The sequence below is a fragment of the Actinomadura sp. BRA 177 genome, assembly GCF_013372625.1.
Taxonomy (GTDB): Bacteria; Actinomycetota; Actinomycetes; order Streptosporangiales; family Streptosporangiaceae; genus Spirillospora.
Map to the genome: position 1 here is coordinate 1 of NZ_JABXFD010000357.1, position 11,518 is coordinate 11,518.

The 11,518-nt window shown below is 69.7% G+C and carries 11 protein-coding genes and 1 pseudogene; 5 read left to right on the top strand and 7 right to left on the bottom strand.

Features of this window, described 5'->3' with window-relative positions; genetic code table 11:
* The 4 genes from HUX53_RS19975 to HUX53_RS19990 all read left to right on the top strand — a co-directional run.
* The coding region (locus tag HUX53_RS19975; RefSeq protein ID WP_176404740.1) for an ROK family protein at positions 1-316 on the top strand (316 nt) is incomplete at its 5' end.
* Positions 317-372: 56 nt separating this feature from the next.
* On the top strand, positions 373-4,155 hold the full coding sequence (locus HUX53_RS19980; protein ID WP_176404741.1) for a glycoside hydrolase family 2 TIM barrel-domain containing protein: 3,783 nt from the start codon (positions 373-375) through the stop codon (positions 4,153-4,155).
* Between the two features lie 79 nt (positions 4,156-4,234).
* Entirely contained in the window at positions 4,235-4,537 is a 303-nt protein-coding gene (locus HUX53_RS19985; protein WP_176404742.1) for a hypothetical protein, read from the top strand.
* On the top strand, positions 4,534-4,824 hold the full coding sequence (locus HUX53_RS19990) for a hypothetical protein (RefSeq protein ID WP_176404743.1): 291 nt from the start codon (positions 4,534-4,536) through the stop codon (positions 4,822-4,824). Before HUX53_RS19985 ends, HUX53_RS19990 begins: the two co-directional genes overlap by 4 nt.
* Positions 4,825-4,839: 15 nt before the next feature.
* Here HUX53_RS19990 and HUX53_RS19995 read toward each other — a convergent pair whose 3' ends face one another.
* Genes HUX53_RS19995 through HUX53_RS20015 form a run of 6 tightly spaced genes read right to left on the bottom strand, consistent with a single transcriptional unit; the run spans position 4,840 to position 9,773 of the window.
* Complete coding sequence (locus HUX53_RS19995) at positions 4,840-5,949, bottom strand: AAA family ATPase (protein WP_176404744.1); 1,110 nt, start codon at positions 5,947-5,949, stop codon at positions 4,840-4,842.
* Complete coding sequence (pnuC, locus tag HUX53_RS20000; protein WP_176404745.1) at positions 5,946-6,590, bottom strand: nicotinamide riboside transporter PnuC; 645 nt, start codon at positions 6,588-6,590, stop codon at positions 5,946-5,948. Before pnuC ends, HUX53_RS19995 begins: the two co-directional genes overlap by 4 nt.
* A gap of 39 nt (positions 6,591-6,629) precedes the next feature.
* Positions 6,630-6,998 carry an anti-sigma factor gene (locus HUX53_RS43090; RefSeq protein ID WP_369009209.1) on the bottom strand — a complete coding sequence of 123 codons (369 nt, stop codon included), beginning with the start codon at positions 6,996-6,998 and terminating at the stop codon, positions 6,630-6,632.
* Positions 6,928-8,226 carry a hypothetical protein gene (locus HUX53_RS43095; protein ID WP_369009208.1) on the bottom strand — a complete coding sequence of 433 codons (1,299 nt, stop codon included), beginning with the start codon at positions 8,224-8,226 and terminating at the stop codon, positions 6,928-6,930. The genes HUX53_RS43090 and HUX53_RS43095 overlap by 71 nt, the downstream gene beginning before the upstream one ends.
* Complete coding sequence (locus tag HUX53_RS20010; RefSeq protein ID WP_176404747.1) at positions 8,226-8,399, bottom strand: hypothetical protein; 174 nt, start codon at positions 8,397-8,399, stop codon at positions 8,226-8,228. The genes HUX53_RS43095 and HUX53_RS20010 overlap by 1 nt, the downstream gene beginning before the upstream one ends.
* A 3-nt stretch (positions 8,400-8,402) precedes the next feature.
* A complete protein-coding gene (locus tag HUX53_RS20015; RefSeq protein WP_176404748.1) occupies positions 8,403-9,773 on the bottom strand; it encodes a DUF4331 domain-containing protein in 1,371 nt (456 codons plus the stop codon).
* Between the two features lie 239 nt (positions 9,774-10,012).
* On the opposite strand from HUX53_RS20015, the gene HUX53_RS20020 reads away from it, so the two are divergent.
* Positions 10,013-10,717: a hypothetical protein gene (locus tag HUX53_RS20020; protein WP_176404749.1), complete on the top strand. Its 705-nt coding sequence runs from the start codon at positions 10,013-10,015 to the stop codon at positions 10,715-10,717.
* A 54-nt stretch (positions 10,718-10,771) separates the two neighbouring features.
* Here the strand turns inward: HUX53_RS20020 and HUX53_RS20025 are convergent.
* A pseudogene (locus HUX53_RS20025) lies at positions 10,772-11,446 on the bottom strand (dihydrolipoamide acetyltransferase family protein); the annotation flags it as partial.
* Between the last annotated feature and the right edge of the window lie 72 nt (positions 11,447-11,518).

Genomic DNA, 11,518 nt, shown 5'->3' on the forward strand with positions numbered 1-11,518 from the left:
GGCCGCCGCGGCCGGCGGCGACGCCGAGGCGCTGGCCCTGGTGCACGCGCTCGCCGCCCGGATGGCGCGCGGCGTCGCCGCGATGGCCCTCGCGCTCGACCCCGAGATGATCATCGTCGGCGGGCCGCTGGTCCGGTCCGGCGGCCCGCTCGTCGCGGAGCTGCGGCGCCGGGTGCGGCCGCTGTGCCTGAGCCCGGTCCGGATCGAGGGTTCCCAGCTCGGGGACGAGGCGGTGGGGCTCGGCGCCGTCCGGCTCGCCCTCGACCGGATCGACGAGGATCTCTTCCGTCTTGACCGGGACGTGACGCGCACCTAACGTCACCGGTGTAATTGATCTAGTCGGGGGCCCGCCTGCGAGGAGGCGCCGCGCCGATGGCCTCGTTCCCCCGTTCCCGTGCCCGCACCGGCGATGATCGATACGTGTACCGCGTCGTGGTGGTCGTCCTCGCGACGTCGGCGCTGCTGGCGTCGGCGCTGCCCGGCGTCGCCGCCGTCCTCGGGGCGCCGCCGCCCGATGTCTACACCTACCTGGACGATCCCGAAATGGTGGGCGAGGGGCAGGAGACCCCGCACGCCGTGCTCCGGCCGTATGACGATGTTCGACAGGCCATCGGCGGGGAGTCCTCGCGCTGGACGAAGTCGCTGGACGGCGACTGGCGGTTCGCGCTCGCCGACCGTCCCGACGAGGTTCCTGAGGATTTCTACAAACCGGGCTTCGACACGTCCGGTTGGCGCCGGGTGAAGGTGCCGCATACGTGGCAGAGCGACCGGCTCGACCATCCGATGTTCCGCAACATCCCCACAGAGGTGTGGCCGGACGACCCGCCGCGTACCCCTCGCGACATCAATCCCACCGGCGCGTACGTGAAAACGCTCGACGTGCCCGGCTCCTGGGACGGCCGCCGTACGTTCCTGCGCTTCGAAGGCGTGGTCAGCGCGTACTTCGTGTGGGTGAACGGGAAGTACGCGGGCTACGACCAGGGCGGGTACACGCCGGCGGAGTTCGACATCACCGACCTCGTGCACAAGGGCGCCAACACGGTCGCCGTCCAAGTGCATAGGTGGAGTTCCGGTTCCTACATGGAGGACTACGACCAGTGGCGGTACAGCGGCATCTTCCGTTCCGTCTGGGCGTACTCCACTCCGAAGACGTATCTGCGTGACGTGACCATCACGACCGATCTGGACGACTCCTACCGGGACGCCACGCTCAATGTGGGTCTCGTCGTGGCAAGTAGGGGAGGGCCGGAGGGGGAGCACGCCGTCCGTGCCACGCTCGTCGATCCTGATGGGCGTGAGGTTCAGCGCTTCTCTGGCAAGACCTCCGTTGAAGGTGGTGCCACGACCGTTCGACTTACGGCGCCCGTGACGAACCCGGCCAAGTGGTCGGACGAGACACCGAACGTCTACACGCTCGTCCTCGAACTGACCGACGCCCAGGGACGCGTCGTCCACACGACCGCCGGGACGTTCGGCTTCCGCGAGATCGAGGTGAAGGACAAGCAGGTCCTCGTCAACGGCAAGCGCATCCTCATCAAGGGCGTGAACCGTCCCGAGACCGATCCCGACACAGGACGCCACCAGACCCGTGCCCGCATGGAGTCGGACGTGGCGCTGATGAAGCGGCTGAACCTCAACGCCGTCCGCACGGCGCACTACCCGTCCGACCCGTACCTGTACGACCTCGCCGACCGGCGCGGCCTGTGGATCGATGACGAAGTGGATATCGAGACCCACAACTGGGAGGACTGCGCCAGGACCGGCGACCGGGACTGCCTCGCCGACCGTCCCGAATGGCAGAAGGCGTTCCTCGACCGGTTCAAGGCGATGTTGGCGCGCGACAAGAACCACCCCAGCGTCCTCATGTGGGACACCGGGAACGAGGCCGGGCTCGGCGCCGCGCACTACAAGATGGCCGACTACGCGACGGCGACCGACCCGACGCGCCTCCTGTACCACCAGTCGAACAGCCCGGACGGCGACGCTCCGTACGCCGACGTCTGGGGGCCGCGCTACCCGACCCCGGCGAGGCTGGAGGCGCAGGCCGCTACTACGACAAAGCCGATCATCATGGGCGAATACGCCCACGCGATGGGCAACAGCCTCGGCAACTTCCGTGAGTTCTGGGAGGTGATCCGGCGGCATCCGCAGACGCAGGGCGGCTTCATCTGGGATTGGGCCGAGGCCAACCTCCGTCAGCCCGTCATCACGACGTCCGACGGCTCCGGCAACGACATCCTGGCCTGGCTGCAAGGACTGCCGAAGACCGTGGACGGGCATCGCGGCAAGGCCCTGTACTTCTCCGGCCTGGACGACTTCGTCGAGGTGTACCGCGACCGGCGCTTCGACCTCACCGGGACGTCCGTCACGCTCGACGCATGGGTGAAACCCGTCCGGCCGTGGACGGGTGACTTCACGATCGTGGGGAAGGGCGACCACTCGTACGCATTGAAGATGTCGAACGAGAACACCTTGGAGTTCTTCGTCCACAGCGGTACATGGCGGACGGTCCGGGCGCCGGTGCCCGCGAACTGGTACGACACCTGGCACCGGGTCACCGGCACGTACGACGGGACGGCGATCCGGCTGTACGTCGACGGCCGTGAGGCCGCGTCCATTCCCTTCAGCGGGACGATCGACCGGTCGTCCGGGGACGTCAACGTCGCCCGCAACTCCGAGACCATGCAGGACGGCTACCGGGGACGCATGGCGCACGGCACGATCGACGACGTCCGCATCTACGGCCGGGCTTTGAGCGCGACCGAGCTGGGCGCCGGCGAGGACCCGGAGAAGGACGCCATCCTCGCGCTCGACTTCGACCACTTCGCGAAGAAGGGGACGTTCCTGTCGAACGGCGAGAGCCTGTCCGGGGACGACGGCCTCGTCGGCTCTGACCGGTACGTCCAGCCGGAGACGGCGCAGCTGTCGTGGGTGCTGTCGCCGCTCCGCGTCACCCGCGCCGGCGATGGGACGGTGTCGGTCTCCAGCGAACGGGTCTTCGCGACCAGCTCGGCCGAGATGCGCTGGCGCTACACGGAGGGCGCCCGCACGCTGTCGTCCGGGAAGTCGTCGGTGAAACTGCCGCCGGGCGGGACGACTGAAGTACGAATTCCATCGCCGCCATCCAATCCCGCCAATAATGAACGATGGCTGACCGTGGAGGCCGTGGAGCATGGCCGCGTCGTCGGCTTCGGTCAATTCTCGGCCGGAGGCACAGAAGTCCCCGGAATCAAGAAGAAGGCCACCGGCACGGTAAAGGCGCGCGAAAACGATAAGGAAATCGTCGTCACCGGTAAGGGTTTCCGGTACGTCTTCGACAAGGCCAAGGGGACGTTGACGTCCATGCGCGCCGGCGGCCGGGAGTTGCTCCGCACCGGCCCGGAACTCGACGTGTGGCGTCCGCCGATCAGCAACGAGACCTACACCTGGGGACGCGCCGAAGGCGAGGACTGGCGTCGGCTCGGCCTCGACCGCCTCGCCACCACGCCCACCTGGATGACGGTCACCCCCGGCGACCGCGTCACGGTCGAGATCGCCTCGAAGACCGCCGCCCCCGACCACCCCGACGCGTGGTTCGACCAGACCGCGACCTACGCCATCGACGGCGCCGGACGGATCGAGCTGACGCACCAGGTCGTCCCGCAAGGCCAGGTCAGAAGCCTGCCCTACCTGCCTCGCGTCGGCTACACACTCAAGGTCCCCGACCGCTACAAGACGTTCGCCTGGTACGGGCGCGGGCCGGTCGGCAACTACAACGACCGCAAGGACGGCACCCGGATGGGCGTCTGGTCGTCCACGGTCGACGACCAGTACGTCTCGTACTACCGGCCGCAGGACTACGGCAACCATGACGACGTCCGCTGGACGATGCTGACCGACGGCCATGCCGGCCTCCTCGCCGCCGGCCTGGACGCGACCATCGAGGCGAGCGTCACCCCGTACGACGACCTGGACCGCGCGCTTTACCCGTTCGCCCGCGTCCGCAATCCGGGCTGGAACACGCTCCATATCGACCACTCGGTCACCGGGGTCGGCGGCACGCCCAATCCCGTCCGTCCCGAATACCAAACCCGCCAGGATCGTACCTATACCTACAAAACGCTTTTGTGTCCTCTTACAGCCAGGGATGTGAATACGCTGAGTTCCGCGAAATGACCCTCCGTCCTGTCGGTGGGACCTAGTAGGGTCCCGGTGTACGGGCGAGCGGGGACCGAACAAGACAGACAGGAGCGACATGAGCGCAGAACCACTCGAACCCCCCCTGCCGTTCTCGGGTCCCACCTACGGGATCCCGCGGACGATCAAGGGCATCAGCGAGCGGCTGCCCAAGGAGAGGCGCGCGCTGTTCATGGAGCAGGTCATGACCGCCGAGTTCGGGGCGGACCTCGACGAGGTGATGCTGGTCTGGTGGGGGCAGGCGGTCCTGGCCCAGGACCCCGGCCGGGAGAAGCGGCTCGCCGACGCGCGGGCCGGCCGCAACCTCGTGCCGCTCTCGGAGGTCCAGCGCCGGCTCGAACGCCGTTCCGGCGCCGAATGACCTTCCACAGCCGTGGATGGACCGTCTTCTGCACCGAGAAGGTGGTCAATGTCCTTCTGGGCCTGCCGAAGCCGGTGGAGGACATCCTCAACCGGCAACTCTGCGACCTGGCAAAGCGCGGCGGTGAGGCGATCGACGTCGGCCTCCCGCCCCCGGGAGTGCCGCTTGACACCGTCGGTGTTCACTACTCCTTCTCGCTCAAGGAGGGCGTGACAGGAATCGCGGAGTACCTGGTGATCGCCGACATCAGGGAGTTCTACGTCACCGAACTCCTCTTGGTCGACTGATGGAAAGGCCAAGGGCTAGGGGGTCAGCGGTTCGCTGAAGGTCCAGCCCTTGGTCAGCAAGGCGTCGGTCGCCGCGACGGCGGCGGCCAGACGGTGTTCGTGGGGGCCTGTCACGGTGATGTGCGGCAGGTCCCGTTTCTCCAGTTCTTCCTGGAAGCGGCGCGACATCCACGATCGGATCATCTCGCCGTCGCGCCAGCCGTCCTGCTCGAACGGGACGCCCTCAGGCGAGGTCAGGATCCACAGATGATGCGCGACGCGCTCGTGGACGGCCTCCACCTCGGAAGCCGGAACACCGAGATAGCGCTCATGCCAGATGGCGGTGGCGAACGCGTCGGTGTCGCAGACCAGCAGCGGTGACCCCGATCGCGCCGCGGCATCCTCCAGGGCCGCGTGATGTTCGGCGATCTCGATGAACTCGGCCGACTCCCACACCAGATCGTCCAGCCACAGCGACGGGTCGCCGGTGGCGCGGCGGACGGCGGCGAGCTTCTCCTCGGTGAACGTCCGGCCGTACTCGGGCACCCACCGGGTCGCGGCCCAGACACCGCCGCGCGACGCGTAGTGCGCGGCGAGGGCGCGGGTCAGCGTCGTCGTCCCGGTCGACTCGGCACCGACCACCACGACCCGCCGCGCCAGATGCGCCCGGACGGGCGGCGACAGGAACTCCCAGTTCGCCACGGGATCGTCCCGGACGGCCGTGCCGCTGACCGGAAAACGGTCGCGCGGCGGGTCGACCGCCACATGGATGGCGGAGAAACGCTCCGCCAGCTCAGGCCCGTACGCCTCGGAGCTGAACACCGCATCGACCGGCGGAACGGGCACCCCAAGCCCCGACCGCATCGCGAGTCCCGCCCGGAACGCCGCGACGTGCGCCGTCCAGATCTCGTCGGACTCGTAGTCGATCTCCGCGTCGTCCACCACCGGGAAGATCTCCACGTGCGGCTGCCGGTGCACCTCGCGCAGCCACGCCGTCCGCAGCGCGAGCGGGACGCTCTCGACGGTGGACGCCGCGACGACCACGCTCACCCGGGCGCACGCCTCCGCCGCGACGTCGATCAGATGGTGGTGTCCGGCATGCGGCGGATAGAACTTGCCGATGACGAGGCCGTGCGCGTACCTCACGCGACCGCCGGCTCAAGGGCACGAGCGTGCAGGTCGCGGCGCCAGGCCAGCAGCCCGAACACGCACAGCGTCAGGAAGATGACGTACAGGACACTGGTCAGCTTGAGGTCCTTGTAGAAGTAAAGCGGGATATAGACCAGGTCGGCGGTGATCCACAGCCACCACGACTCCAGCAGCTTCCGCGACTGCCCGTACGTCGCCATGAGCGAGATCGCGGTGGTGAGGGCGTCCCAGAACGGCACGGTCGAGTCGGTCCAGACGGACAGCGCCCAGGTCAGGAACGCGGTCCCGGCCGCGCCCGCCGCGATGAGCGCCGCCCACTCGGCCGCCCGCGTCCGCCGCACCGGCAGCGCGTCGCGGCCGTTCCCGCCGTACAGCCACACCCACCACCCGTACGCCTGGAGCGCGACGTAGACGACCTGGAGCCCGGAGTCGGCGTAGAGGCCGCCGTCCAGGAACACCAGCCCGAGCAGGATCACGTTCGCGATGCCGATCGGCCAGTTCAGGATGTTCTGCCGGACGACGAGCCACACGTTCACCGCGCCCGTCGCGAAGCCCAGGAGCTCCGCCCACGTCGTGGGCACCGACCCCAGATGGAATGCGGGGTCGAGCAGCGGACCCAGCGGAACATGCACCGACATGCCCGCAATGATCACATATCGTCAGAGAGACGACAATGGTCAGGCGGGGCTCACCAGCACGAGCGGCGTCGTCGTCGGACGCGCGGAACCACCCGCCGGCTCAACGGTGACGCCCAGCTTGTCGGACGGACGCCACGTCCCGGCGACGACCGGATGCGTCCGATCATCAGGCAGGAGCCCCGCCGAGCGCGGCCCGTCCGCATCGATCAGCCACAGCTGGTACGCCTTCGAGGACGGCAGCGTCCGCAGTCCCGACGACGCGACGACCACCCGCCCGCGCGACGCGGACGCGACGAGGGGTGCGCGGTGAGCAGCCCGGCGGCGATCACGGCAGCGATCATGACGTGCCTTCCAGATCGTCCAGTGCGGCTTTGGCGCGAGGCGCCCACAGCGGCGAGAACCGCGGATTGCGGCGCAATGAGTCGGCCAGGTCGCGTCGCGCGTCGCGGCGCTTGCCGAGTGCCTTCTCGATGACGCCGAGATGGAAATGGAACTGCGCGCGGCGGTATCCCGTCGCGGTTGCCTGCCGGGCATAGTGCAGTGCTTCCGCGTCGCGGCCGTTGGCGTGCAGGGCCCAGGCCAGCGCGTCCGCCGCATGCACGCTGCACTGCCGGACGGCAGAGTCCGGGCAGCGCCGCTCGTACTCGGTCCGAGCCGCCCGGAGCGCCGCCTTGGGATCGCCATGGTCGCTCTCGAACAGCGCGATCTCCAGGTCGGCGTCGACGCCGTTCGCCTTGGCGATCCGCGCCCACGCCGTCGCGACCGCGTACTGCCGTTTCGCCTCGTCTCGGCGTCCGGCCGTCTCCAGCAGCTCGCCGTACTCGGTCAGGTACTGAGGAAGCGGCAGCCGCCGGACGATCCCGGCCCGGTCGGCGAGGGCACCCGCGACGTCGCCTTGCGCGGCGCGGACGCGGGCACGTCCGTCCAAAGCCGGCACGTGATCGGGCGACACGCGTAGAGCCTCGGCGTATTCGCGGTCCGCCCGTCCCAGGTCGCCGTCGTTCCAGGCCAGCTCGCCGAGCTGGGTCGCGATGTAGGCGAGGTCGCCGCGCTCGGTCGCCGACGCACGCGCCAGCCCCAGCACACGCCGCGCCTCCCGGACCTCACCGCGCAGCTCCCGCACATACGCGAGCCGCGTGAAGATCGGGATGCCCGGACGGACGGCATCCGCGCGCCGGGCGGCGGCCAGGGCATCGTCGTAGCGGCCCAGCTCGACCAGCGCGTCCACCCGGACGGCGGCGGCCCGCTGCCCGTACGGGTTCACTGCGAGCGCCCGGTCCGCAGACTGCAACGCACCATGGAAGTCGTGGCGAGCCGCCGCCAGCGCGCCCAGCCCGGCCAGCGCGCCGTCGTTCCCGGGCGCCTCCCGCAGCGAACGCCGCAGCACGTCGTCGGCTTTCGGATAGTAGGTCGGGTCACCGGTCAGCCGCGCCTGCTCCACATAGGCCGCCCCCAGCGAGGCCCAGCCGACCGCGTCATGCGGCTGTTCGCGGAGCCGTGCCTGCAAGCCGGCGATGCCCGGGGCCGGACGGGCCGCGGCCGGCGCATCGGAAGGACGGCCGAAGACGACCGCCGATCCGAGCGTCAGCGCCGCGACCAGCCCGGCCGCCGAGGCCCCGGCGAGAAGAGGACGCATCAGTTCTCGTGCCGTCCCATCGCGGGACGGCGGCGCCGCCACCACAGCAGCCCGCCGGTCAGCACGAACGCCGCGGCACCCGACAGCGCCGCGACCGGCAGCACGGAGAGCAGTCGCGAACCGCCATCCGGCTCGGAGGTGTCCTCGACCGCGCCCGCGTTGAGGAAGTTCACCTGCTAGCCGTCTGCCGTGCCGGACGCCTTCGCCCCGGGCTTGGTCGCACCACGCACGTCCGACCCCGAATGCGGCTGCGCGACATACGGGAACCTTTTCTCGAACCCGACGTCGTTGGCGTTGACGGCGTCCCCGAGGTCGTTCTTCTGGCCGAGCAGCTCGCCCTCGACGGCCTGCAACTCGATGTCGATGACGTCGTCGGTGAGGCGCCGCCCGTTCGGGAAGCCCGCCTTGTCGCCGCCGAGCACCCCGAGCCGGTCCGGCTTCGCGGCCGGTTCGATGGACGTGTTGAGTCGCAGCAGCTCGGCCGGCCGGACGTGCGCCGGCTGGTTCAGTCCCGGCACGCCGGTCAGGAACGCCTGGACGAGGTCCTTGCGCGGCCCGGACGGCGCCGGGATCTTGTAGATCTTCTCGATCAGCTTCGGCAGCTCCGGATCGGTGACGAACCCGGCGAACTGCGCGTCCTGCCAGGGCGTGGACGCGTTGAACGTGTCCTTCCTGCCGCGCGGGATGACCACCTCGTTCACCAGCGGGCTCCCGAGCCGCGACACCTGCGCGTACTCACCGGACGCGGTGAGCCGCGACACCGTCGAGTTCACCCCGATGACCGGGTCGTGCCCCTTCACCAGTTGCCGCGTCGGCACCTGCACCGCGACGGTGTTGACGTTGTAGCCGCTCAGGGTGTCGTTGCCGACCTCCTTGAGGTTCGCCCCGTACAGCAGGTCGAACACCCGCAGGTCGAGGAAGAACGAGTCGTCGGCCTGCCCGGCGAACGACGTCGTCCCGTTCCCCACCGGCTTGACCGCCTGCGCGCGCAGCGTCGTGTAGTCCGGCATGGACGCCTTGCCCACGTTGGACGGCGCGACCGGCGCGCCGTCGGCGAGCTTGCGGACGCTGTGCACGTTCCCGTCCACCCGCCGGATCAGCGTCAGGTCATAGGTCTGGGTGAAGTTGAGGTCCGGGTCGTCGAGGCTCGTCACCGGCCCGGTGTTGTAGAGGAACGTGTTCCCGTTCTTCAACCGGTCGTGGAACTGGAAGCGGTAGGTGAGGTCCGGCAGCGAGTCGCCGTCGTTGTCGACGTTGAGGTCGTACCGGGCGTCCCGCGCGAACTTGTAGAAGTTGGGCCCGCCGGCCGGGTCCTCGAACGGGATGAAGTTCGCGATCAGCGTCGTCGTGTCCGGCCTGTCCGGGCTGACGAACGCGTACACGTCGGTGTTGTCGTACTGCGGCTGCCCGGAGATGAGCGGCGCCTCGCGGTGGCTGGACGCGGTGCCCGCACTGGGCGCGAGCCCCGCGACCCCGCCCGCGAGCAGCAGGCCCGCGGCGGCGGCCAGCGCGGCGGCCCGCGCCCTGGACGTCTGGACTGTCGGCATCGTGGTTCCCCTGCCGGTCCCCGGATGCCCGCCGCGGCGGCGCCGTTCGTCGGCGCTGGGCCAGGTCTGCCGCGACGCCGGATCGACCGGTCTTCGCCATGCCCGACCCTACTTCGCGTACCGCCCCAGAGCTGATTGCCCCGCCCCACCCGTTGGCCGGATACGGCCACTTGACGTCTGAGTGAGCGCTCACCCAAACTGGAATGAGGACACACTAAGTGACCGAGGGGGGATCACCGATGACGGTCACGATCCGCAACCCGAGCACGAAGTATCCCCGCGCCACGCTGCGCGAACCGGCCCCGTACGGCTACGTGTACGTCGGCGCGACGATCGACCCGCCCGGCCGGGCCCCGTTCGTCCGCCGCAGCGCGCGCCGCGACGAAGTGCTGGCCGCGCTGAAGACGCACGCGTCCCGCGTGGAGGAACTCGGCACCGTCGTGAAGGCCACCGTGTATCGCGCGGTGCTGATGCCGCCGGTCCCGGGAGCACCCCGCTTCGACGCCGTCGTCCTTATCGAGACGAGCGCCCCGGAGAAGATCCGCGATGTCCAGAGCAGCGAAGAGTACGGGCGGCTCATCGAGGCGGCGGGGGAGACCCGCGTCACGACCCTCCGCAACGTCAAGCGGATCGGGGACGTCGACAAGACCCGCCAGGGCCTGTTCCTGTTCAACCACTTCACCGCGGACGACCCCGAGGTCGCCGCGAAACTGTGGGAGCACCTCGCCGGCTGGTACGCCGCCGAGACCGGCCTGGACAACTCCACCCTGCTCCAGCCGATCGGGGACGCCCCCTACGCCCTCGTCAACCACGCGCGCTGGGACCACGGCCTGGTCCGCTTCGCCGCGCACCAGTTCACGAAGCCGAGCTTCCTGACGTTCGTCCGCGCCAACCTCCGGGCCAACGACACCGAGTCGATGCCCGTCCTCTACAAGCTCGCGTAGCCGCGCCGCGGCCGACCGGCCTCCGGCAAACCCGCGAGGCCGGTCGGCTCTTTCCTAGGCCACGATCAGGAGGGGGTTCTCCAGGAGGTCGGCCAGGTGGTCCAGGAACCTGGCGGCCGTGGCGCCGTCGGTGGCGCGGTGGTCGACCGAGAGGGTCAGCGCCATGCGCTTGCCGGGGACGACCTCGCCGTCGCGGACGACGGGCTCGTCGCGGACGGCGCCGACGGCGAGGATCGCGGCCTCCGGCGGGTTGATCACCGCGGAGAACGAGTCGACGCCGAACATGCCGAGGTTGCTGACGCTGAACGTGCCGCCGCTCATCTCGTTGAGGGACAGCTTGCCGTCGCGGGCCTTGCCGGCGAGTTCGCGGGTCTCCTCGCCGATCTGCGAGACGCCCTTGCGGTCCGCGTCCTTGATGACGGGGACGATGAGGCCGTCCTTGACCGCCACCGCGACGCCGACGCTGATGCGCTTGTGGAAGAGCAGGTTCTCCTCGGTGTAGGAGACGTTCACCGCCGGGTGCGCGCGCAGCCCGGTCGCGACCGCCTTCACGATGAGGTCGTTAACGCTGACCTTGGCCGGGGCGAGCGCCTCGTTCAGCGTCCTGCGGAAGGCCAGCAGCGGCTCGGCGTCCACCGTGCGGTTCAGGTAGAAGTGCGGCGCGTCGCGCTTGCTCTCGGTCAGCCGCTTGGCCGCCACCTTCTGGAAGCGGTTGAGCGGGACGGCCTCGACGTCCGGGTCCTCCGCGCGCGCCTGGACGGGCGGCGCCGACGGCGCGGGCGCTGGCCCTTATACACCTCT

What these genes read in the sequence shown, in the direction of transcription:
- HUX53_RS19980 (WP_176404741.1), top strand. Translation starts at nt 373, where the DNA reads ATGGCCTCGTTCCCCCGTTCCCGTGCCCGCACCGGCGATGATCGATAC.
- HUX53_RS19985 (WP_176404742.1), top strand. Translation starts at nt 4,235, where the DNA reads ATGAGCGCAGAACCACTCGAACCCCCCCTGCCGTTCTCGGGTCCCACC.
- HUX53_RS19990 (WP_176404743.1), top strand. Translation starts at nt 4,534, where the DNA reads ATGACCTTCCACAGCCGTGGATGGACCGTCTTCTGCACCGAGAAGGTG.
- pnuC (WP_176404745.1), bottom strand. Translation starts at nt 6,590, where the DNA reads ATGTCGGTGCATGTTCCGCTGGGTCCGCTGCTCGACCCCGCATTCCAT.
- HUX53_RS43095 (WP_369009208.1), bottom strand. Translation starts at nt 8,226, where the DNA reads ATGCGTCCTCTTCTCGCCGGGGCCTCGGCGGCCGGGCTGGTCGCGGCG.
- HUX53_RS20015 (WP_176404748.1), bottom strand. Translation starts at nt 9,773, where the DNA reads ATGCCGACAGTCCAGACGTCCAGGGCGCGGGCCGCCGCGCTGGCCGCC.
- HUX53_RS20020 (WP_176404749.1), top strand. Translation starts at nt 10,013, where the DNA reads ATGACGGTCACGATCCGCAACCCGAGCACGAAGTATCCCCGCGCCACG.